A 22278-nucleotide genomic window follows, 5' to 3' on the forward strand; every position below is an offset into this window, starting at 1 on the left:
ATCATCAATCAAAAAACTAAAATCATGCAAAAAATTATCTTAATCACTATTCTATTTTTGTCTGCTTTTATTGTCAAAATAAATGCACAGGAAAAAAAAGGCGCTTACAAATATGTGGAAGACTGGAGCTATTGGCAACCCGAATCGCCAAATTATGAAATGAGTCTTGAAAAAAATACAGCTATTAATAGTCAAAATACCTTGACAATTAGATCTATTAAAAATAAGTTTTATGGTTTTGGGACTCTTATGAAAACGACAAAATCAGACGATTTTTTAGGGAAGACGGTTAGAATGACGGCTTATGTAAAAAGTGAAAATGTAAAATCATGGGCTGGACTTTGGATGCGTGTTGATTACTACGATGCAGCTGTTTTAGCATTCGATAATATGCAAAACAGAGGCATAAAAAGGACAACAGATTGGACCAAATATGAAGTGGTTTTATTTGTTCCAGAAGAAGCAACATCCATTTCTTATGGGGCTTTATTAGATGGAACAGGTCAGATTTGGTTTAAAGATATCGTTCTCGAAGTCGTTGATGATACCGTGCCAGAAACAGGGTCAACCAAAGGTAGAGAGTATAAAGTACTATCATTTGAAAAAAGAGCTAAGGCAATAGGTAGTGCAATTAAAAAAATAACGAAGAATGAGAAAGAGGCCTTAAAAACTGAAGTTGATGTAATTGATAAAGAAGTAGAAAAAGGCTTGCTTTCTAAAAAAAATGCTGAAGACCTTAAATTAAAAAAAGCAGAGGAACGTGCTACAAATATTGATACAAAAGTAGCTATTGAAGAAGAGAAATTAAATCAATTAATTCAAGATCAGGTGGATGGAAAACTAGAGGAGGAAAGTGTCAATAAAAGCGGAGGAACAATGCTGATTATTGGAGCAAGTAATGATTCTATTGGTAAGAATAAAACGGAAATAAATTTGACCTCTTTAAAAGTTTATAATGGGCACGATGATAAAATAAACCGACATTATAAAAGGACTACATCTCAAATGGTTTTTGCAACCGGCTTAAATAATTTAGTTACTAATAAAAGTATTCAAAATTCAGATTTTAGGTATCTAGGGTCTCATTTTTATGAATGGGGTTTGACGTACAATTCAAGAATTTTGAAAGATGCTAATTTGTTACATGCTAAATATGGTGTATCACTGATGTATAATAATCTTCGTGCCACAGATAATAGAAGCTTTGTTGTGAATGGAGCACAAACAAATTTAGAAGTAAATCCAGTTGCTCAAGAAGATTCTAGATTTAGAATGGTATCGCTGGTTTTCCCGGTACACTTAGAATTTGATTTTTCTAGATCGAGAGCGGATAAAACATATTTTAAAACACATGACAGTTTTCGTATAGGCTTAGGTGGTTATTTTGGTACAAATTTAAAGTCGAAGCAAATTATAAAGTACGAAGATGATAACTATAAATCCACAGAAAGAGTAAGAGGGGATTTTAATGTAAGTAATTTTGTATATGGTTTAAGCACCTATGTGGGCTACAAAGCCACAAGTTTGTATTTGAAATATGATTTAAATCCTTTGTTTACAGACAATACAGTTAAGCAAAATAATGCATCGCTTGGTGTTCGTTTTGATTTTAATTAGAGTTAGTACAATAATTTTTTAAAACCCTCTTAGAGTTTCAAACTTTAAGAGGGTTTGCTTCTTTAAAACTTTGTAACTTTGACCCTTTATAACTTTGATACTTTTTAAAATTGATTTCAAAAGCGACTATTGATACTGTTTTCGAAACTGCTCGTGTAGAGGAGGTTATTGGTGATTTTGTCCAGTTAAAACGTGCTGGTAGTAATTTCAAAGGATTGAGTCCGTTTTCTGATGAGCGCTCTCCGTCTTTTATGGTATCTCCAGCAAAGGGGATTTGGAAAGATTTTAGTTCTGGAAAAGGAGGAAATTCTGTGGCATTTGTAATGGAGCACGAACATTTTACCTATCCAGAGGCGATTCGTTATTTAGCAAAGAAATACAATATTGAAATTGAAGAAACGGAGCAAACAAATGAGGAAAAAGCTAATATGGATGTGCGAGAAAGCATGTACTTGGTCTCTGAGTTTGCCAAAACATACTTTCACAATACGCTTTTAAGATCTGAGGAAGGTAAGGCAATTGGTCTTTCCTATTTTAAAGAAAGAGGTTTTACTGATGCAACGATAGAGAAGTTTAGTTTAGGATACTCGCCTGAAGCTTGGGATGCATTTACTAAAGAAGCACTAGGTAAAGGCTATAAGTTAGAATTTCTTGAAGGTACAGGTTTGACGATTGCAAGGGAAGATAGGCCTTTTGACCGTTTTAAAGGCAGGGTAATGTTTCCGATACAAAGTATGTCAGGAAGGGTACTTGGGTTTGGTGGTCGAATCCTAACTAATGATAAAAAAGCAGCCAAATACCTCAATTCTCCTGAAAGTGATATTTACCATAAAAGTAAAGTTTTATACGGTATTTTTCAGGCCAAACAAGCGATAGCTAAATTAAATAATTGCTATTTGGTTGAGGGATATACAGACGTAATCCAATTTAATCAAGCAGGTATCGAAAACGTGGTTGCCTCTTCAGGGACTGCGTTGACGCCAGATCAAATTCGTTTGATTAATAGGTTAACAAAAAACATTACGGTACTTTTTGATGGTGACGCTGCCGGACTTCGTGCTTCTGTTAGAGGAATTGATTTAATTCTTGAGGAAGGGATGAATGTAAAAGTCTGTGCTTTCCCTGATGGCGAAGATCCTGATAGTTTTGCTAAAAAAACATCACATGATGATTTGGTAGCATATCTAGAGAATAATGCCAAAGACTTCATACAGTTTAAGGCGTCATTATTAATGGACGAAGCAAAACATGATCCAATTAAAAAGGCCGATTTGATTCGGGATATGGTTGTAAGTATTTCTAAAATACCAGATCGCATACAGCGTGAAATTTACATACAAGAGTGTTCTCGTATCATGGATATTTCTGAGCAGGTATTAGTGAGTACTTTGGCTCAGCTAACTCAAAAGGATGAGGTAGAAGATGCTAAAAAGCATAAAAAAGACCAAAAAGCATTTCAGGTAGTTAAGAATGAAAATCCAGATGATGTTGAAAAGGTCGATGTACTTTACCGTTTAGAGCGCAAAATCATTGAAATTTTACTGTTATACGGAAATAAAACAGAGCTATTTGAAGACGTACTTTTGCGATCTAATGAAGATGGCGAAGTAGAGCACGTCACTGAAATGAAAGAATATAAAGTCTTTCATAGAATTTATTTGAGCTTGCAAGAAGATGAGGTTGAACTAGCCAATCCTTTGTTTAGAGAGATCTTTAATGATTTGATAAACTATTACCTTCAGAATGAATCCTTCAGTTTAGAGCAATATTTAATGCATTTGCAGCCCGAATTTGCACAAGAAGTAACTGATATTTTGATGGAAGAAGAAAGGCTAGTGATGCATAATTGGGAAGGTCAAAACATTTTTCCAAAATCTAAAAATGATACCATCGGTCAAAATGTTTCTGAAACTATTTTGACACTTCGCTGGTACCTTGTTGGGAGAATTATAGAAGAATTAAAAAGCACTATTGCGCCAGATGCAGATAATACAGAGCCTATGACAATGATCCAAGATTATAATGGATTAACAAATGCTTTTTCCAAGAAACTGGGTAGAGTAATGTCTCGATTTTAATTAAACAATTTCTAGCTTTTTAGCTTTGTTTACTAAGTCTACTAAATTTGTTACATTTAATTTGGTAAGTAATCGCAATTTATAAGTACTAATTGTTTTCTCGTTAAGATTTAAAATTTCAGCAATTTCATGGTTTTTTTTACCCGCGCTTAAGTAACGCAACACTTCTACCTCACGGTTAGAAAGTTTTCGATACAAACGCTCGCTTTTACTTTGTTTAGCAATTAAAGCTAAATTTTTCTTAACGGTCTCGTTCATTATTATTTTGCCCTGTTGTACCTTAACAATGGAATGGCCTAAGGTTTCAAGCTTTTCTCTTTTATGCACAAATCCAGATGCGCCGGCTTTAATAGCATTTGGTGCATATATTTGCTCAGAGAGTCCACTGAAAATAATAATTTTAGTTTTAGGGAAGTTTTTTAAGATGGACTTTACTTCAAAAATGCTGGAAAGACCTTCTAATTCTAAATCTAAAAGTAAAATATCAATTTCTTTCGTGAGTAGTATGTCTCTGATCATCAAGAAGCTACCTACGTTTGCTGTAATCGAAATTTCAGCATGATCTTTAAAATACGATTTTACCCCGTAATGTACTACTGGATAATTATCTGCTAAACAAACTTTTATCATAATTTCATTTTTTTAAGAGTTGTTTGTTGGAATGATTTACTAAATCTAGTTAAAAAAATGTGAAAAATCAATTTTTTAGGATAAACGGCTATTAATCTCGATTAACTAAACAAACGGGGATGGGATTCATTTTATGTTGGTTGATTTTGTTTAATCTTTTATAGATTGCAAAAACTATTTTTTCTCTTTCTGAAAAATTTTCATCTGATAACCCTTGTTCTTCAGCAAGCATAGCCCACTCTAGCTCATCATAGCTGGCACCTAGTTGTTCTTCATCTGATTTCTCGTCTCCAAATAAACCATCAGAAGGTGTAGCGTCTAAAATGGATTGTGGAACTTTTAAATAGGCTCCTAAGGCAAAAACATCTGATTTCATTAAATCAGCAATAGGACTCAAATCTACTCCGCCATCACCATATTTAGTATAAAAACCCACACCAAAGTCTTCAACTTTATTTCCTGTACCTGCAACTAATAGCCCGTGCACACCAGCAAAATAGTATAAAGTGGTCATTCTTAAACGGGCTCTAGTATTAGCTAGAGTAAGGTGTAATTTGTTTTCTTCAAAATCCGTAGGAACAATACTTTTAAAAGACTCAAAAAGAGAGGTTAAGTCTGCTTCTATACTAGAAACATTAGGAAAACGTTCTTTTAACTGTTTTATATGTTCACGTGCTCGGCTAACATGACTGTCATGCTGATGAATGGGCATTTCGACACACAGAACCTTAAAACCAGTCTGCGCACACAAGGTTGATGTAACCGCCGAATCAATACCGCCTGATATCCCAATTACAAATCCGTTAACTTTTGCGTTTTCAGCATAGCTTTTTAACCAGTTTACAATATGAATATTAACTTTTTCAACTTGAAGAGTACTTTTTTTAGCCATAATAGTTTAACTTTTAAAAAGGAGGAATGTATATTTGCAAAATCAAAAAGTACTGTACTTTTTTGACTGATTTTTCTTAGGCAAATTTAATTAAAAAAAATGAAAATATCTCTTTATCTGCTAGTTCTGTGCTTCTTTTTTATATCTTGTGGTAAGAAAAATAAAATTGAGAAGGCTGTTGCCGAAATTCCTATTGAAATCGAAGTGAAGCGCTTTGATAAAATATTTTTTGAAACACCAACTGCTGATTTACCTAAGATAAAAGAAGCCTTTCCCTACTTCTTTCCTCTAGGAAATGATGACGACGTTTGGTTATCAAAAATGCAAGATCCACAATGGAGAGAATTGTACGCAGAGGTTCAAAAAAAATACAGCGATTTTGAACCTGTACAAAAGGATTTAACGACTTTGTTAAAACACATAAAGTACTATTTTCCTCAAACGAAAACACCTAAAGTAATTACGGTTATCTCTGAGATGGATTATAATAATAAAGTAATATATGCAGATAGTTTACTGATAATTTCTCTCGAAATGTATTTGGGTAAGGAACATCGATTTTACCAATTCCCTAATTATCTTAAGCAGAATTTTGAACAGAAAAATATAATGCCAGATGTTGTTTCTAGTTTTTCGTTGAGAAAAATCCCTCCTGCTACAAGTAAAAATTTCCTGTCGAGAATGGTAACCTCAGGTAAGGAGTTATACCTAAAAGATTTATTGCTTCCTGAATATAGCGATGCTGATAAAATTGGGTATACAGAGGAGCAAATAAAATGGTGTGAAGAAAATGAAAGTTATATGTGGCGCTATTTTATCGAGAAAGAAATGTTGTATAGTGACGATCAAAAATTGAGTTCTCGATTTATAAATCCAGCACCCTTTTCTAAATTTTACTTAGAAATTGACAATGAAAGCCCTGGCCAAGTGGGCGCTTGGGTTGGTTGGCAAATTGTACGTTCGTTTATGGAGAACAATAAAGTATCTTTGCAGGAATTATTAAGTACAAGCCCAAAAGAAATATTTGAAAAATCAAAATACAAACCTAAAAAGTAATGTCAGAAAAAAATAGATCAGAAATTAAATTCTTAGTAGAACTAGATGAAAATCGTGTGCCAGAAAAATTATTATGGTCAGCTAAGGATGGTGGAGTTGAGTTAGAAGAAGCGAAAGCAATTATGTTATCGGTATGGGATAGTAAAGCCAAAGAAAGTATGCGTATTGACTTATGGACAAAGGAAATGCCTGTTGATGAGATGAAAATTTTCTTTCATCAAACATTAGTAGCCATGTCAGACACTTTTCATAGAGCTACAGGTGATGAGAAAATGGCAGATACCATGAAGGATTTTTGTGATTATTTTGCTGAAAAATTAGAGTTAAAGAGTGGGAACTAGTTTATAATAAAAAAAGAGCTACTATATCGAGTAGCTCTTTTTTCTATTTTGTAATAGATTTTTTTTCTAAATCTTTAAGGAGTTGTTTTAAATAAACCAAATATTGCTAAATGTTTTGTGTTTTTTAAAACTGACTACTGTTTTTAAAAACTTCTTGGTTAACCTCATCAATATAACCTAGCAGTTCTTCTTTTCCTAAGGATTCTGTTGCGGAGGTTACAAAGTATTGTGGCATCTCTGCCCAGTTATTGGCAAACATATTCTTTTTATATGCGGCAATATGTGAGTCGATTTTAACTTTACTAATTTTATCAGCTTTCGTAAAAATAATGCAAAACGGAATTTCGCTTTCTCCCATATATGACATGAATTCTACATCGATAGCTTGTGCTTCATGGCGAATATCAATCAAAACAAATGCACATACTAATTGCTCTCTAGTTTCAAAATAATCAGTAATAAATTGTTGAAAAACAGATTTAGTTTTCTTAGAAACTTTGGCATAACCATATCCTGGTAAATCAACTAAGAACCAATTGTTGTTTATTAAAAAATGATTGATTAACTGTGTTTTTCCAGGTCTTCCGGATGTTTTAGCTAATTTCTTCTGGTTGGTCAGCATATTGATTAATGATGACTTTCCTACATTAGACCTACCTATAAACGCATATTCAGGTAAATGATCCTTTGGACATTTAGAAACATCTGAATTGCTAATTACAAACTCGGCAGTATTAATTTTCATGGTATCTGTGTTTAAGTTCTCTTCTTTTAAGGAGGAGATTGCTTATAAATTTGTTTTGTTTAACCATTCTTCAAGCAAGCGATTGAATTCTTCTGGTTGTTCCATCATCGCAGCATGACCGCATTTATCGATCCAGTATAAACTTGAGTTAGGAAGTAACTTGTTGAATTCTTCTGCAACATCTGGAGGTGTAACTTTGTCATTCTTACCCCAAATGATACAAGTTTGAACATACATTTTTGGTAAATCTTTTGCCATGTTGTGACGTATGGCACTTTTAGCAATAGTAAGCGTTTTTATTAATTTGATACGGTCATTTACTGATGCGTAAACTTCGTCTATTAGTTCTGGTGTAGCTACTTTTGGGTCGTAGAACACGTCCTCTGCTTTCTTTTTGATGTATTCGTAATCGCCTCTTTTAGGGTAGCTGTCTCCCATTGCGCTCTCATAAAGGCCTGAGCTACCTGTAATCACTAATCCTGCAACTTTTTCAGGATACATTTTAGTATGGTACAATGCGATATGTCCTCCTAATGAATTTCCTAAAAGTATTACTCTATCAAATCCTTTAAAAGTGATAAAGTCTTTAACGTATTTAGCAAAATTTTTGACATTAGTCTTTAGAATGTTTTGGGTATAAATTGGTAAGTCTGGAATAACTATTTTGTACCCTTTTTCAGAAAAGTAACTGGCAACAGCATCAAAATTACTAAGTCCTCCCATTAGACCATGTAAAATTACAATAGGTGTTCCTTCGCCAGCTTCATAATAGCTGTATTTACCTTCTTTCTTATAGTTTTTTTCCATGTTTAAATATGCGAATTTTCAATTTTCACAAATATAGGATTTAATACATTAAAAAGAATTTTTGTAAACATTTTTTGAGGATTTATTTCGTTCCCAAAGCTTTTTAATTAGAGTTGGGTTAAAAATCAGAGAAATCCATAAGAGCTTGTCTTTTTTTGATTGTAAATAATAAAATTTTGAAGTTAAATTCTTGCAGATTATTATCTCAGTTTTTCATAGAGTTGAATAATCCTACAACTTAATGGTAAAGAAGCTAACAGTCTGACAGTCTAAAAATTAAGGCTTTTCGATCGAAAGTGGGTAAACTTATCAACAAAGTGGGATATAGTGGTAAAATGTGGTAAAATTTTTTATATTTTTGCTTTAAATCAATTTTAAAATTAATTCATTGAATACGATAGTTGGAACATACGAATGTAAGGTCGATGCTAAAGGGAGAGTGCTGTTGCCAGCGCCTCTTAAAAAGCAGTTGGCGCTTTCACTTCAAGATGGATTTGTCTTGAAGCGTTCTGTATTTCAGCCTTGTTTAGAGTTGTATCCAATGGAAGAATGGAACTTGATGATGCAAAAAATTAATAAGCTTAATCGGTTTGTTAAGAAAAATAATGATTTTATCCGCAGGTTTACGGCAGGTGTTAAAATGGTAGAAATTGATTCATTAGGAAGGTTATTAGTCCCTAAGGATTTAGTGTCATTTGCTCACATTGCTAAAGATGTGGTTTTTTCATCGGCAGTAAATATTGTTGAAATCTGGGACAAAGATTTATACGAGAAATCAATCAATGGAGAAGATGTTGATTTTGCTGATTTAGCAGAAGATGTAATGGGAAATTTAAATGACGACGACAATGGAATATCATAATCCGGTTTTACTTAAAGAATCTGTAGATGGTTTAAATATTAAGCCTGATGGAATATATGTTGATGTGACTTTTGGTGGTGGAGGACATTCTAAGGAGATTTTAAGTCGGTTGGGGCCAAACGGTAAATTGTTCGCCTTTGATCAAGATGAAGATGCGCTTGCTAATGCTTTGCCTGATGACCGTTTTGTACTTATCAATGAAAACTTCAGGTATTTAAAACGTTTTTTGCGTTTTTACGGAGTAAAGTCAGTTGATGGAATTTTAGGAGATTTAGGTGTTTCCTCGCATCAATTTGATGTTCCTGAAAGAGGTTTTTCAACACGTTTTGACGCCGAGCTTGATATGAGAATGAGTCAGAAAAATGATTTGAATGCCTATAAGGTGGTCAATGAATATGATGATGCTAATTTAAGAAGGGTCTTTCTAGATTATGGTGAATTAAAAAATGCACCTGTATTAGCAAGAACCATAGTAGAAGCAAGAGAGCTTCAGCCAATTAGAACAACAGATGAGCTAAAAGAAGTACTGGCTAAATACCTACCGGAAAGAGTTCGTAATAAAATATTAGCTCAGATCTATCAGGCGATACGTATTGAAGTAAATCAAGAGATGGATGTGTTAAAAGAATTTTTAGAACAGTCACTTGAAATTTTAAATCCTGGAGGCAGACTGAGTGTGATCTCTTACCACTCTTTAGAAGATAGATTGGTTAAAAGATTTTTGAAAAACGGCATGTTTGAGGGAGAACCAGAAAGAGATTTTTTTGGTAATTTCTCGGTTCCATTTAAGCTGGTTGGGAAATTAATAGTTCCTAATAATGAAGAGATAAAAGTTAATAATAGAGCACGAAGCGCAAAATTGAGAATTGCTGAAAAGCTATAATCAGATAGATGAAAAATAGAGTTTATAACATACTTAAAGCGAGGTTCCTTATCGATGATGATGCGATGAAAAACTGGCGCTTTATAGTTTTTTTGATTCTATTGGCAATTATTATGATTGCAAATACGCAGCGATTTGAGCAAAAGGTTTTTAAAATAGCTGAACTCACCACTGAAGTAAAAGAATTGCGCTCTGAATTTGTTGACAGGCGTTCTCAGTTGATGAAATTGAGAATGGAGTCTACAGTATCTGAAAAGATGGTTGAAAAAGAAATTTTTCCATCAACAGTTCCCCCGGTTAAGATAAAAGTAAAAAAAGAAGAGGGAAAAAGTTTCCTTAAAAAAATATGGCAGTAGAGGATAAATACATATCGTACAGAATCTATCTGGTTGCATTTGCTATTTTCATAATGGCAATTGCGATTGCTGTCAAGTTGACTAATATTCAATGGGTTGAAGGGGATTATTATAGAAAATTAGCAAAAGAAAGAACGGTTAAGAATTTTGTTATTCCCTCTAATAAAGGGAATATCTATTCTTCTGACGGGAGTTTACTTGCGACTTCAATACCTAATTATGAAATCCGTTTTGATGCTTTGGCACCAAAAGCGGAGGTATTTGAGAAAAATGTAGCTTCATTATCAGATTCATTAGCTACGGTTTTAAACAAACCTAGTAGTTTTTATCAAAACGAATTAAGAAAAGCGAGGGCTAATAATAATAGATACTATTTGATTGCTCGTGATTTAAGTTATACAGATTACATTAAGATCAAAGGTTTTCCTCTTTTTAAGTTAGGAGCTTATAAAGGTGGTATAATTGTCGAACAGAAAACCGTAAGAGAACATCCGATTGGTAAAATTGCGGAGCGTACTATTGGGTATGAAAGAAAAACTCCTAATGGAACTTTTGATGGAAAAGGAATTGAATGGGCCTATAGAAAATACTTAAACGGTAAAGATGGTAAAATTCTTAAACAGAAAATTGCCAAAGGACAGTGGAAGCCTATAAGAGATGTGAATGAAGTGGATCCTCAAGATGGATACGATGTGATTTCAACTATTGATGTATACATTCAGGATATTGCACACCATGCTTTATTGAAACAGTTGGAAGAATTTGAGGCAGAACATGGTTGTGTCGTAGTTATGGAGACGCAAACAGGTCATGTCAAAGCAATTTCTAATCTAGGAAGAGCAAAAGACGGTACCTATTACGAGACGACTAATTATGCTGTTGCAGAATCTCACGAACCAGGATCAACATTTAAATTAGTTGATTTGATGGCTATTCTAGAAGATAAAGTGGCAGATACAAGTACAGTTTATAACACTTTTGGTGGAGAAATTCGTTATTCGGGTAAAGCTGTTCGCGATTCGCATAAAGGCGGTTACGGTAAAATATCGTTGGCTAGAGGCTTTGAATTATCATCGAATACGGTAATGGTACAAGCAGTATATGATAATTATAAGGACAATCCTTCTCGATTTGTTAACCATGTAAATTCATATGGACTTAATAAACGACTTCATATGGATTTTGAAGGAGAAGGGAGGCCTTATATCCCACAACCTACAGATAAAAACTGGTCTAATATTTCGTTGCCTTGGATGGCTTTTGGTTATGGAGTTTCAGTAACGCCTATGCAAACATTAGCATTTTATAATGCAGTAGCAAACAATGGTGTAATGGTAAAGCCTCAGTTTGTATCTGAGATTAAAGAGTGGAATAAAACGATCAAGAAAATAGACAGAGAAGTAATTAATCCAAGAATCTGTTCACCAGAAACATTGCTAAAGTTGAAAGCAGTTTTGGCTAACGTAGTTAAAAAGGGAACAGGCTCTAAATTGTATACCAAAGAGTTTTCTATGGCTGGTAAGACAGGAACTGCTCAGGTAAATTATGGAAAAAGAGACGGTTCAGGACTATATTACGCTTCTTCTTTTGTTGGGTACTTTCCAGCGGATCATCCTAAGTATTCCTGCATCGTAGTAGTTCACAAACCAAGTACTGTAAAAAATAATTATTATGGAGCCGATGTTGCGGGGCCAGTTTTCAAGAGAATTGCACAAAAGATTTTTACGGATGTGCCTTCAACAAATGAAATTAAAAATCTAAACAAGAGTATCCCTAAGCAGGATGCAAATTACAATACCTATTACGCCAAGTTGCAAAAGCCACAGCAAATAATTCCAAATGTTAAAGGAATGCCGGGAATGGACGCAATTGCTTTGTTAGAGAATTTAGGCATCAAAGTAAAAGCGGTGGGTATGGGTAAAGTAAAGACGCAATCATTGCAGGCAGGTAAAGATATAATTAAAAACACAACGATAACATTAGAATTACTGTGAGTATACTAAAAGACATATTATACAAAGTAGCAATTGAAGCAGTACATGGTTCTACAGACTGTACTGTGAATAAAATAGAATTTGATTCAAGAAAAATTGAAGCAAATGATGTTTTTGTTGCGATTCGTGGTTCAATCTCTGATGGGCATGATTATATTGAAAAAGCAATAGAACTAGGTGCTAAAGTAATTGTATGTGATGTGTTCCCTGAGATATTACAAAACGGCATCACATTTATAAAAGTAGAAGATACAAACAAGGCTTTAGCTTTTATGGCTGCCAATTATTTTGATAATCCTTCTCGCAAATTGAAATTAGTGGGTATTACAGGGACAAATGGCAAAACCACTATTGCCTCTTTACTGTATCAATTGTTTCAAAAAGCAGGTTTTAAAGTCGGATTACTATCTACCGTGAAGATTATGGTGGACACCAAAGAATATAAGGCTACTCATACTACACCAGATTCGTTAACGATCAATTATTACTTAAATGAAATGATTGCAACAGGAGTTGAATACTGTTTTATGGAAGTGAGTTCTCATGGCGTTCATCAAAAAAGAACAGAAGCACTTCATTTTGTAGGTGGTGTTTTTACTAATTTATCACATGACCACTTAGATTACCATCCCACATTTGCAGAATACAGGGATGTGAAGAAGTCATTTTTTGATAATCTGCCAAAAACAGCTTTTGCATTATCTAATATTGACGATAAAAACGGAACAGTACTATTGCAAAATACCGCAGCTAAAAAATGCACCTATGCTTTAAAGTCATATGCTGATTATAAAGCCCAGATTCTAGAGAATCAATTGTCGGGTTTGCTTTTAAAAGTTAATGGAAGCGAAGTTTGGGTAAAACTCATTGGGACTTTTAATGCTTATAATGTGTTGGCTATTTATGGAACAGCCATAGAATTAGGCATGGATAGTTTAGAAACACTTCGCCTGTTGTCTAACCTTGAAAGCGTTTCTGGAAGATTTCAATACATTGTTTCGACATCAAATATTACAGCGATTGTTGATTACGCCCACACGCCAGATGCCCTTGAGAATGTTCTTAAAACCATCAATGATATTCGAACTAAAAATGAGCAGCTAATTACAGTTGTAGGTTGTGGAGGGAATAGAGATAAAACAAAACGTCCCATTATGGCAAGTATCGCTTCAGAACTGAGTGATAAAGCGGTGTTAACATCTGATAATCCACGAAATGAAGATCCTGATGTCATAATAAGTGAAATGGAAGTAGGAGTTGCAGCTCAAAATTATAAAAAGGTGTTAGCAATAACAGACAGAAAGCAAGCTATTAAAACGGCTTGTCAATTGGCTCAGCCAAATGATATTATACTAATTGCTGGAAAAGGTCATGAAACCTATCAAGAAATTAAAGGTGTTCGTCAAGATTTTGATGACATGCAAATTGTAAAAGAAATTTTAGAACAACTCCATAAATAGAGATATATGCTGTATTATTTATTTGAATATTTAGACAAAACATTGAATGTTTCTGGAACTGGAGTTTTTCAATACATCACTTTTCGATCTGCAATGGCTTTTATTTTGTCTTTGTTGTTGTCTACAATTTATGGTAAAAGAATTATTCAGTTTTTACAAAACCAGCAAGTTGGAGAAACAGTTAGAGAGCTTGGTTTAGCAGGACAAAATGAAAAAGCGGGTACACCTACAATGGGAGGGCTCATCATCATATTTGCCACTTTGCTACCTGTTTTATTGTTTGCCAAATTGCATAACATTTATATAGTGTTGCTTATTGTGACAACATTATGGATGGGAACTATAGGGTTTGTAGATGATTATATCAAAATATTCAAGAAGGACAAACAAGGACTTAAGGGGATTTTTAAAGTTGTTGGACAAGTAGGTTTAGGTCTAATCGTTGGAATAGTATTGTACTTTCATCAAGGTGTAACCGTAAGAACAGATACTGGTAAAAGTGATGTTTTTAAAGTTACTTCTGGTTATGTAGTGAGTCAAGCTCCAGTAGAGGAGAAGTCGACGGCTACGACCATTCCGTTTTTTAAAAATAACGAATTTGATTATGCTGAATTATTAGCTTGGACAGGTGAAGGATATGAAAAATGGGCTTGGTTGGTTTTTATTCCTGTAGTCATTTTTATTATTACCGCGGTGTCAAATGGGGCTAATTTGACGGATGGAATTGATGGTTTAGCAGCAGGAACTTCCGCTATTTCTGTGCTTGCGCTCGCGATTTTTACCTTCGTATCTGGTAATATTATTTTCTCCAACTATTTAAATATTATGTACATCCCTAATTCTGGGGAAATGACCGTCTTCATTGCGGCATTTGTAGGATCCTTAATTGGTTTCTTATGGTACAATTCTTATCCTGCCTCTGTATTTATGGGAGATACTGGAAGTTTAACTATCGGAGGAATCATTGCGGTACTAGCAATTGCTGTTCGAAAAGAGATGTTGATACCCTTATTATGTGGGGTGTTTTTAGTCGAAAACCTATCTGTAGTATTGCAAGTAAGTTATTTTAAATACACCAAAAAGCGCTTTGGCGAAGGCCGAAGAATATTTTTAATGTCGCCTTTGCACCATCATTATCAAAAGAAAGGCTACCATGAGAGTAAGATCGTCACGCGATTTTGGATTGTAGCCATATTGTTAGCCATATTGTCAATTGTTACTTTAAAATTAAGATAGCATGAGATTAGTTGTACTAGGTGGAGGAGAAAGCGGAGTGGGGACAGCCATTCTAGGAAAAGAAAAAGGATACGATGTTTTTGTATCTGATTTTGGAAAAATAAAAGAAAATTACAAGCAAGTTCTTAATGATAATGGCATAGCGTGGGAAGAGGAGCAGCATACGGAAAGTAAAGTTTTAAATGCAACCGTAGTAATGAAAAGCCCTGGAATTCCAGAAAAAGCGCCAATTGTAAAAAAATTGCTAGAGAAGGGAATTCCTGTAATCTCCGAAATTGAGTTCGCAGCACCTTTTACAACAGCAGTTACCATAGGGATCACAGGAAGCAATGGTAAGACAACCACAACAATGTTAACCTATCACTTATTAAAGTCAGCGGGATTAAATGTAGGACTTGGTGGTAATATTGGGAAAAGCTTTGCTTGGCAAGTAGTTGATGATGCTTATGATTCCTATGTTTTAGAGCTGAGTAGCTTTCAATTGGATGGGATTGTGAATTACAAGCCACATATAGCCATAATTACCAATATAAGCCCAGATCATCTAGATCGATACGATTACAAATATGAGAACTATATTGATTCTAAGTTTAGAATAACGATGAATCAAACAGAGGAAGATTACCTCATTTACGACGCAGATGATGAAGCCATTGCAACATGGTTAAAGAACAACAAAACAAGAGCAAAATTAATACCTTTTTCACTGACGAAAACTTTTGATGAAGGTGCATTTATAAAAAATAACATAATGGAAGTATCAATCAATCAAGAAGAATTTAAAATGGAAACAGAAACTATTGCTTTAGAAGGTAAACATAATATGAAAAATGCAATGGCGGCAACCTCTGTGGCAAAATTAATGCAAATTAGAAAAGCAACAATACGTGAGAGTTTATCTAATTTCCAAGGTGTAGAACACCGTCTTGAAAATGTATTGAAAATTCAGAATGTTCAATATATCAACGATTCTAAAGCAACTAATGTTAATGCAACTTTCTTTGCATTAGATAGTATGAATGCACCAACAGTATGGATTGTAGGTGGTGTTGATAAAGGAAATGATTATAACGAATTGATGTCCTTGGTTAGAGAAAAAGTTAAAGCTATTGTATGTCTTGGAATAGATAATAAAAAAATCATTGATGCTTTTGGTAACGTAGTTGACATCATGGTGGAAGTTACCACGATGAGTGATGCTGTAAAAATGGCACAAAGATTAACTGAAAAAGGAGACACAGTTTTATTATCACCAGCTTGTGCCAGTTTTGATTTATTCGAAAATTACGAAGATAGAGGAACGCAATTCAAGCAGTCGGTACACAATTTATAAGCTTCTTAGAAGTAAAAAAAGCATAAAAAATAAGCAAATATGAAACAACTAATAAATAGTTTAAAAGGAGATAAAGGAATTTGGTCATTTGTGGCCTTATTGGCCTTGTTTTCGTTTATGCCTGTTTTTAGTGCTAGTAGTAATTTAGCTTATTTGGGTCATGGAACAGGAAATACCTTAGGGTATTTAGTAAAGCATTTGGCTCATATATGTATTGGGTTTTTAATTATTTATTGGGTTCATAAAGTGCCTTATCATTATTTTAGAGCGATCTCTAAAATAGGATTGCCGGTTGTATGGATATTGTTGGCATACACCTTAATTAAAGGAACTGTAATTGCAGGTGCAAATGCAAGTAGGTGGATTCAGATACCTTTCGTAGGAATTACATTCCAAACTTCTACACTTGCGTCATTAGTTTTATTTATATATGTGGCAAGGTATTTATCAAAAACTAGAGAACAAGAAATTGACTTTAAAGAATCTTTGAAAGAATTATGGTTGCCTGTATTTGTTACGTTGGGTTTCATATTGCCAGCCAATTTTTCAACTACAGCATTGATATTTTCAATGGTTATTATGTTAGTTTTTATAGGTAAATATCCTATCAAGTATATTGGGTTTATTGTTGGTTCGGGAATTGTAGCGTTAACCTTTTTTGTACTTATTGGTAAAGCATTTCCAGATTCTCGATTCTTTAGTAGGGTAAGTACTTGGAGTAGTCGTATTGAAAACTTTACTACAGACAAACCAGATGAAGATGATTACCAAATTGAAAAAGCAAAAATTGCAATAGCATCGGGTAAGATATACGGACTAGGACCAGGTAAAAGTGTACAGAAAAACTTTTTGCCTCAATCTTCCTCCGATTTTATTTATGCTATCATTGTTGAGGAATATGGATTAGTAGGTGGTTTAGGGGTATTAGGATTGTATCTTTTACTATTGTTTCGGTTTGTAATCGCTTCTCATAAAGCAAATAGTTTATTTGGAAAATTAGTCGTCATTGGCCTTGGTTTTCCTATGATATTTCAAGCAATGATTAATATGGCGGTTGCTGTAGAATTATTACCAGTTACCGGGCAAACATTACCATTGATTAGTAGTGGAGGAAGTTCTATTTGGATGACCTGTTTTGCTCTAGGAATAATTATTAGTGTGACTAAGAAAGAAGAAGAAATTGTAGAAGAACAAAAGGTTGCAGCTAAAAGAGAAGAAGCACTTCAAAAATTAATTGATGCTGAATTAGCTTCAGAAATTGAAAAGGAAGAAAATTATTCGATACAAGACAAAGCGAGCAACCCTATGGATGCAGTTTTGAATAGATAGTGAAGTTAAAAAAGAGTAAAATTTAAATAAATTAATGAGACAGTATAAATTCATATTAAGCGGTGGTGGAACTGGAGGGCATATTTACCCTGCTATTGCTATTGCTAATGAGTTAAAGTTGCGCTTTCCAGATGCCGAATTTCTTTTTGTGGGTGCCAAGGATAAAATGGAAATGCAAAAGGTACCGCAGGAAGGTTATGCAATCAAAGGATTGTGGATTGCGGGATTGCAACGTCAAGTTAATATTAAAAATGCAATGTTTCCATTTAAATTAATGGATAGTTTATTAAAATCTCGTAGTATTTTAAAGGTTTTTAAACCAGATGTGGTGATTGGAACAGGAGGTTTTGCGAGTGGACCATTATTGCACATGGCTAATATGATGGGGATTCCCACATTGATTCAAGAGCAAAACTCATATCCAGGAATCACCAATAAATTGTTAGGTAAAAAGGCGCGCTCCATTTGTGTGGCTTATGAAAATCTAGAGCGTTTTTTTTCTAAAGAAAAATTACATGTAACCGGTAATCCTGTTCGTCAAGATTTATTAGATGTTGAAGATAAAAAGTCGGAGGCAATGGCTTATTACAATTTAAATCCAACTAAAAAAACACTTTTAATTCTAGGAGGTAGCTTGGGAGCTAGAAGAATTAATCAGCTAATAGCGAAGGAGCTTGATACTATTTTAGAGCAAAATGTTCAAATTATCTGGCAGTGCGGAAAGTTGTATTTCGACGACTATAAAAAATACAATAGTGATCAGGTGAAGGTTGTGGCCTTTATTGAAAAAATGAACTATGTATATGCTGTGGCAGATATCATCATTTCTCGTGCAGGCGCTTCATCAGTTTCAGAATTATGTATGATTGGTAAACCCGTACTGTTTATTCCGTCTCCAAACGTTGCTGAAGATCACCAAACAAAAAACGCTAAAGCAATTGTTGATAAAGGCGGTGCAATAATGATAAAGGAGTCTGAACTTGATAAATTATTTGGGTTGGTTTTTAAAGAACTGCTTTTGGATGAAAACAAACAAAAGGAATTGGGTGCTACCATCAAACAATTGGCTAAGCCTGAAGCAACTAAGGAAATAGTTAATGAAATTGTGAAATTAATAAGAAAATAAGTAGGTGGGTTGGCAGGGTGTTTGGTGCTATCAATGTCTTGTTCTAATACCATCAATATAAAAATATATGAATTTAAATCAAATACATAACGTCTATTTCATTGGGATTGGAGGAATCGGAATGAGTAATCTTGCGCGCTATTTTAACAATATGGGTAAGCAAGTTGCTGGTTATGATAAAACTCAAACTGCCTTGACCAAAGAACTGGAAGCAAATGGTATCTCGATTCATTTTGAAGATAATGTTGATTTGATTCCGAAAAGCTTTTCAGTAGAAAACACATTGGTCATCATCACTCCTGCAGTTCCTAAAATGCATGCAGAGTGGAAATTTTTCCTAGAAGGAAATTATCATGTCAAAAAAAGAGCGGAAGTTTTAGGTTTGATTACTAAGGATACTTTTTGTTTTGCTGTTGCAGGAACACATGGTAAAACAACAACCTCAAGTATTTTAGGTCATATACTATTTGAAAGTGGTGCTGATGTTACCGCTTTTATTGGCGGAATAGTAGAAAATTATAATTCGAATTTAATAGGAAGCGGCAAATCAGTTACTGTTGTTGAAGCAGATGAATTTGATCGTTCCTTCTTGCATCTTTATCCAGACGTAGCCTGCATTACCTCTATGGATGCGGATCATTTAGATATCTATGGTACTAGTGATGCAATAGAAGCTTCTTTTGTTGAGTTTGCTAATAAAATTAAAGACAAATCAAAGTTGTTTATAACTACTGATTTAGATATAGAAGGTGTTACTGTGGCTATCGATGAAAAAGCTGTTTATAAGGCTTTTAATGTACGAATAGAAAACGGTAGTTATACTTTCGATGTGCAAACCCCAAATGGAATTCTTCCCGATTTTCAGTTTGCTTTGCCAGGAAGACACAATTTAATGAACGCTTTAATGGCTATTGCAATGGCAAATATTTTCGGCACCCCAACCGATGCCATTGCAAAAGCCTTAGCTTCATTTAAAGGAATAAAAAGGCGATTTTCATATCAAATACGAACTGAGAAATTAGTTTATATTGATGATTACGCGCATCATCCCACAGAAATCGATGCTGTTCATCAGGCAGTTAGAGAACTGTATCCTAATAAAAAAGTTCTGGCTGTTTTTCAACCGCATTTATTTAGTAGAACTAAGGATTTTGCTGATGATTTTGCCAGAAGTCTTTCTAATTTTGACGAAGTTATTTTAATGGATATTTATCCAGCTCGAGAGCTTCCAATGGAAGGAGTAACTTCTGATTGGTTGTTGGGTAAAATGATTAATGAAAATAAAAAGTTACTGTCAAAAGATCATGTAGTTCAGGCTATTTTAGCAAGTGATGCTGATGTTATCGTCACAATTGGAGCGGGAGATATTGGAGAAATGGTATCAACAATTAAAGAAGCATTATATGAAACTATTTAATTGGTCAAATATTCGATTATTTCTGATGGTCGTTTTGGTTATTTTCTTGTTTTCCTTCACTTCAAAGCGAAATCAAAACAGAAAATTATCAAAAACGAAGGTTGTTTTTGTAGGAGATAACGCTCTTTTTTTAAAGCGCGAAACGGTTAATAAATTGTTAATAGAAAAAAATGAGAATGCTTCAGGGATTCAAAAACTTAATTTAGATTTGAATAAGCTGGAAGAAACCTTAGATTCAAACGCTATGATTGAACAATCAGATGTGTTTGTAAGTATTGATGGTGTCCTAAAAGCAGTAGTAAAACAAAAGACTCCAATTGCTAGGGTTTTTGATGGGGAACGCTCTTTTTATGTTGATTATGAAGGGGGTACTATGCCGTTATCAGATAATTTTACAGCAAGAGTTCCACTTGTTTCTGGGGTGATAAATAAAAAAAATAACGAAGAATTAGCCACATTATTTCGTGTGATTTATGACGATGATTTTTTGAAAAAAAACATCATTGCAATACAAATTATGCCTAATGGTAGCTTAAAAATGTTCAATAGAAATTTTGATTATCAAATTGATTTTGGTAGAATGGTAAATGTTGAACGAAAATTTCAAGATTACAAAGCCTTTTTTCAGAAGGCAGTTTTAGATAGTTCGTTATATAAATATAAGAAAATAGATCTCAGATTTACAAAACAAGTAGTTTGCACTAAATAATAGATAATGGAAAAAGAGAACATTGCAGTGGGTCTAGATATTGGGACAACCAAAATTGTTGCCATGATAGGTAAAAAGAATGAGTATGGTAAACTTGAAATTTTAGGGGTTGGAAAATCTAAAAGTTTAGGTGTAGCTAGAGGTGTTGTTAACAACATCACTCAAACTATACAGTCTATTCAACAAGCAATACATGAAGCTGAAAATAATTCAGGTTATAAAATTAAAGATGTTGTTGTTGGTATTGCTGGACAACATATTCGCAGTATACAGCACACAGATTATATCAGTAGAAATAATCCCGAAGAAGTTATAGGTGGTGCTGATATACAATTGCTAATAGATCAGGTAAACAAACTGGCCATGTTGCCAGGGGAAGAAATAATTCATGTGTTACCACAAGAATTCAAAATTGATGGGCAGTCTGAAATTAAGGAGCCTATAGGAATGTATGGAGGGAGACTAGAATCTAGTTTTCATGTTGTCGTAGGACAAGCATCTTCTATACGCAATGTAGGTCGTTGTATTCAAAGTTCAGGTATCGAATTGTCTGGATTGACCTTAGAGCCTTTAGCATCTTCGGATGCAGTTTTGAGTCAAGAAGAAAAAGAAGCTGGAGTAGCGCTTATCGATATTGGTGGTGGAACAACAGATTTAGCCATTTTTAAAGATGGAATTATTCGTCATACGGCAGTGATTCCTTTTGGAGGAAATGTAATCTCAGATGATATCAAGGAAGGCTGTTCTATAATTGAAAAGCAAGCTGAGTTACTAAAAGTGAAATTTGGTTCTGCTTGGCCAGGTGAAAATAAAGACAATGAAATAGTTTCTATTCCAGGGTTAAGAGGTAGAGAGCCAAAAGAAATCTCGCTTAAAAACTTGTCAAAAATTATTCATGCTCGCGTGGTAGAAATAGTGGAACAAGTTTTTACTGAGATTAAAGCATATGGTCATGAAGATCCACGCAAAAAGCTGATCGCGGGAATTGTATTAACAGGTGGTGGTGCGCAATTGAAGCATATCAAACAACTGGTAGAATACATTACGGGAATGGATACTAGAATTGGATATCCAAATGAGCATTTAGCAGGAGATTCTGACGAAGAGTTTTCAAGCCCATTATATGCCACAGCTGTTGGATTAGTAATGAATAGCATTGAAAATAAAACACAAAGCGCTGTACGAATGGATGAAGTCGCTCCTCCAAAACCGGTTTATAGAAGCCCAGTTATTGAGAGAGAAATTCCTGTTCAAGAGGACATAGAAGACGAAGAAATACATACGAATGCGAAGAAAGAAGAATCTACAGGAGATAAAATTAAAAGATCATTTTTTGATCGTTATGTAGATAAGATTAAAGATTTTTTAGACAACGCAGAATAGGGGAAACCCAAACAAATAAAACAA

The 22278-nt window shown here is 34.1% G+C and carries 20 protein-coding genes; 16 read left to right on the forward strand and 4 right to left on the reverse strand.

What is annotated here, in order from left to right; genetic code table 11:
* The first annotated feature begins 24 nt into the window (after positions 1 to 24).
* On the forward strand, positions 25 to 1617 hold the full coding sequence (locus ACEN2K_RS14660; RefSeq protein WP_441760078.1) for a hypothetical protein: 1593 nt from the start codon (positions 25 to 27) through the stop codon (positions 1615 to 1617).
* A gap of 110 nt (positions 1618 to 1727) precedes the next feature.
* Positions 1728 to 3695 carry a DNA primase gene (gene dnaG, locus ACEN2K_RS14665; RefSeq protein ID WP_441760079.1) on the forward strand — a complete coding sequence of 656 codons (1968 nt, stop codon included), beginning with the start codon at positions 1728 to 1730 and terminating at the stop codon, positions 3693 to 3695.
* On the opposite strand, the gene ACEN2K_RS14670 is transcribed toward dnaG, so the two are convergent.
* Complete coding sequence (locus ACEN2K_RS14670; protein ID WP_441760080.1) at positions 3696 to 4325, reverse strand: LuxR C-terminal-related transcriptional regulator; 630 nt, start codon at positions 4323 to 4325, stop codon at positions 3696 to 3698.
* Positions 4326 to 4416: 91 nt separating this feature from the next.
* A complete protein-coding gene (nadE, locus tag ACEN2K_RS14675; RefSeq protein ID WP_441760081.1) occupies positions 4417 to 5217 on the reverse strand; it encodes an NAD(+) synthase in 801 nt (266 codons plus the stop codon).
* A 99-nt stretch (positions 5218 to 5316) separates the two neighbouring features.
* Here nadE and gldB point away from each other — a divergent pair, with 99 nt between their 5' ends.
* Together gldB and gldC are read left to right on the forward strand one after the other, a co-directional pair.
* On the forward strand, positions 5317 to 6273 hold the full coding sequence (gene gldB / locus ACEN2K_RS14680) for a gliding motility lipoprotein GldB (RefSeq protein ID WP_441760082.1): 957 nt from the start codon (positions 5317 to 5319) through the stop codon (positions 6271 to 6273).
* A complete protein-coding gene (gene gldC / locus ACEN2K_RS14685; RefSeq protein ID WP_441760083.1) occupies positions 6273 to 6614 on the forward strand; it encodes a gliding motility protein GldC in 342 nt (113 codons plus the stop codon). The genes gldB and gldC overlap by 1 nt, the downstream gene beginning before the upstream one ends.
* Positions 6615 to 6738: 124 nt before the next feature.
* On the opposite strand, the gene yihA is transcribed toward gldC, so the two are convergent.
* The gene (gene yihA, locus ACEN2K_RS14690; RefSeq protein WP_441760084.1) at positions 6739 to 7359 is read right to left on the reverse strand and encodes a ribosome biogenesis GTP-binding protein YihA/YsxC; all 621 of its coding nucleotides are present in this window, start codon (positions 7357 to 7359) and stop codon (positions 6739 to 6741) included.
* 42 nt (positions 7360 to 7401) lie between these two features.
* On the reverse strand, positions 7402 to 8166 hold the full coding sequence (locus tag ACEN2K_RS14695) for an alpha/beta fold hydrolase (RefSeq protein WP_441760085.1): 765 nt from the start codon (positions 8164 to 8166) through the stop codon (positions 7402 to 7404).
* Between the two features lie 388 nt (positions 8167 to 8554).
* Between ACEN2K_RS14695 and mraZ the strand changes: the two genes are divergently transcribed.
* The 12 genes from mraZ to ftsA all read left to right on the forward strand — a co-directional run bounded on the left by mraZ (position 8555) and on the right by ftsA (position 22254).
* Entirely contained in the window at positions 8555 to 9028 is a 474-nt protein-coding gene (gene mraZ, locus ACEN2K_RS14700) for a division/cell wall cluster transcriptional repressor MraZ (protein ID WP_441760086.1), read from the forward strand.
* On the forward strand, positions 9003 to 9911 hold the full coding sequence (gene rsmH / locus ACEN2K_RS14705; RefSeq protein WP_441760087.1) for a 16S rRNA (cytosine(1402)-N(4))-methyltransferase RsmH: 909 nt from the start codon (positions 9003 to 9005) through the stop codon (positions 9909 to 9911). The genes mraZ and rsmH overlap by 26 nt, the downstream gene beginning before the upstream one ends.
* 8 nt (positions 9912 to 9919) lie before the next feature.
* The gene (locus tag ACEN2K_RS14710) at positions 9920 to 10267 is read left to right on the forward strand and encodes an FtsL-like putative cell division protein (RefSeq protein ID WP_441760088.1); all 348 of its coding nucleotides are present in this window, start codon (positions 9920 to 9922) and stop codon (positions 10265 to 10267) included.
* Complete coding sequence (locus ACEN2K_RS14715) at positions 10258 to 12261, forward strand: penicillin-binding protein (RefSeq protein WP_441760089.1); 2004 nt, start codon at positions 10258 to 10260, stop codon at positions 12259 to 12261. Before ACEN2K_RS14710 ends, ACEN2K_RS14715 begins: the two co-directional genes overlap by 10 nt.
* A complete protein-coding gene (locus tag ACEN2K_RS14720; RefSeq protein WP_441760090.1) occupies positions 12258 to 13721 on the forward strand; it encodes a UDP-N-acetylmuramoyl-L-alanyl-D-glutamate--2,6-diaminopimelate ligase in 1464 nt (487 codons plus the stop codon). The genes ACEN2K_RS14715 and ACEN2K_RS14720 overlap by 4 nt, the downstream gene beginning before the upstream one ends.
* A gap of 6 nt (positions 13722 to 13727) precedes the next feature.
* Positions 13728 to 14957: a phospho-N-acetylmuramoyl-pentapeptide-transferase gene (mraY, locus tag ACEN2K_RS14725; RefSeq protein ID WP_441760091.1), complete on the forward strand. Its 1230-nt coding sequence runs from the start codon at positions 13728 to 13730 to the stop codon at positions 14955 to 14957.
* A 1-nt stretch (position 14958) separates the two neighbouring features.
* A complete protein-coding gene (gene murD / locus ACEN2K_RS14730; protein WP_441760092.1) occupies positions 14959 to 16290 on the forward strand; it encodes a UDP-N-acetylmuramoyl-L-alanine--D-glutamate ligase in 1332 nt (443 codons plus the stop codon).
* A gap of 39 nt (positions 16291 to 16329) precedes the next feature.
* The gene (locus ACEN2K_RS14735; protein WP_441760093.1) at positions 16330 to 17619 is read left to right on the forward strand and encodes an FtsW/RodA/SpoVE family cell cycle protein; all 1290 of its coding nucleotides are present in this window, start codon (positions 16330 to 16332) and stop codon (positions 17617 to 17619) included.
* A gap of 34 nt (positions 17620 to 17653) precedes the next feature.
* Positions 17654 to 18745 carry an undecaprenyldiphospho-muramoylpentapeptide beta-N-acetylglucosaminyltransferase gene (gene murG / locus ACEN2K_RS14740; RefSeq protein ID WP_441760094.1) on the forward strand — a complete coding sequence of 364 codons (1092 nt, stop codon included), beginning with the start codon at positions 17654 to 17656 and terminating at the stop codon, positions 18743 to 18745.
* Between the two features lie 67 nt (positions 18746 to 18812).
* Positions 18813 to 20162, forward strand: a complete 1350-nt coding sequence (gene murC / locus ACEN2K_RS14745; RefSeq protein WP_441760095.1) for a UDP-N-acetylmuramate--L-alanine ligase — start codon at positions 18813 to 18815, stop codon at positions 20160 to 20162.
* Positions 20149 to 20871, forward strand: coding sequence for a cell division protein FtsQ/DivIB (locus ACEN2K_RS14750; RefSeq protein WP_441760096.1), 723 nt, complete (start codon positions 20149 to 20151; stop codon positions 20869 to 20871). Before murC ends, ACEN2K_RS14750 begins: the two co-directional genes overlap by 14 nt.
* Before the next feature lie 6 nt (positions 20872 to 20877).
* The gene (gene ftsA, locus ACEN2K_RS14755; protein ID WP_441760097.1) at positions 20878 to 22254 is read left to right on the forward strand and encodes a cell division protein FtsA; all 1377 of its coding nucleotides are present in this window, start codon (positions 20878 to 20880) and stop codon (positions 22252 to 22254) included.
* Positions 22255 to 22278: the final 24 nt, after the last annotated feature.

Origin of the sequence: Flavobacterium sp. W21_SRS_FM3, assembly GCF_052113625.1 — a bacterium.
GTDB lineage: Bacteria > Bacteroidota > Bacteroidia > Flavobacteriales > Flavobacteriaceae > Flavobacterium.

What these genes read in the sequence shown, in the direction of transcription:
- ACEN2K_RS14660 (WP_441760078.1), top strand. Translation starts at nt 25, where the DNA reads ATGCAAAAAATTATCTTAATCACTATTCTATTTTTGTCTGCTTTTATT.
- ACEN2K_RS14670 (WP_441760080.1), bottom strand. Translation starts at nt 4,325, where the DNA reads ATGATAAAAGTTTGTTTAGCAGATAATTATCCAGTAGTACATTACGGG.
- nadE (WP_441760081.1), bottom strand. Translation starts at nt 5,217, where the DNA reads ATGGCTAAAAAAAGTACTCTTCAAGTTGAAAAAGTTAATATTCATATT.
- gldB (WP_441760082.1), top strand. Translation starts at nt 5,317, where the DNA reads ATGAAAATATCTCTTTATCTGCTAGTTCTGTGCTTCTTTTTTATATCT.
- gldC (WP_441760083.1), top strand. Translation starts at nt 6,273, where the DNA reads ATGTCAGAAAAAAATAGATCAGAAATTAAATTCTTAGTAGAACTAGAT.
- yihA (WP_441760084.1), bottom strand. Translation starts at nt 7,359, where the DNA reads ATGAAAATTAATACTGCCGAGTTTGTAATTAGCAATTCAGATGTTTCT.
- ACEN2K_RS14695 (WP_441760085.1), bottom strand. Translation starts at nt 8,166, where the DNA reads ATGGAAAAAAACTATAAGAAAGAAGGTAAATACAGCTATTATGAAGCT.
- rsmH (WP_441760087.1), top strand. Translation starts at nt 9,003, where the DNA reads ATGACGACGACAATGGAATATCATAATCCGGTTTTACTTAAAGAATCT.
- ACEN2K_RS14710 (WP_441760088.1), top strand. Translation starts at nt 9,920, where the DNA reads ATGAAAAATAGAGTTTATAACATACTTAAAGCGAGGTTCCTTATCGAT.
- ACEN2K_RS14715 (WP_441760089.1), top strand. Translation starts at nt 10,258, where the DNA reads ATGGCAGTAGAGGATAAATACATATCGTACAGAATCTATCTGGTTGCA.
- mraY (WP_441760091.1), top strand. Translation starts at nt 13,728, where the DNA reads ATGCTGTATTATTTATTTGAATATTTAGACAAAACATTGAATGTTTCT.
- murD (WP_441760092.1), top strand. Translation starts at nt 14,959, where the DNA reads ATGAGATTAGTTGTACTAGGTGGAGGAGAAAGCGGAGTGGGGACAGCC.
- ACEN2K_RS14735 (WP_441760093.1), top strand. Translation starts at nt 16,330, where the DNA reads ATGAAACAACTAATAAATAGTTTAAAAGGAGATAAAGGAATTTGGTCA.
- murG (WP_441760094.1), top strand. Translation starts at nt 17,654, where the DNA reads ATGAGACAGTATAAATTCATATTAAGCGGTGGTGGAACTGGAGGGCAT.
- murC (WP_441760095.1), top strand. Translation starts at nt 18,813, where the DNA reads ATGAATTTAAATCAAATACATAACGTCTATTTCATTGGGATTGGAGGA.
- ACEN2K_RS14750 (WP_441760096.1), top strand. Translation starts at nt 20,149, where the DNA reads ATGAAACTATTTAATTGGTCAAATATTCGATTATTTCTGATGGTCGTT.
- ftsA (WP_441760097.1), top strand. Translation starts at nt 20,878, where the DNA reads ATGGAAAAAGAGAACATTGCAGTGGGTCTAGATATTGGGACAACCAAA.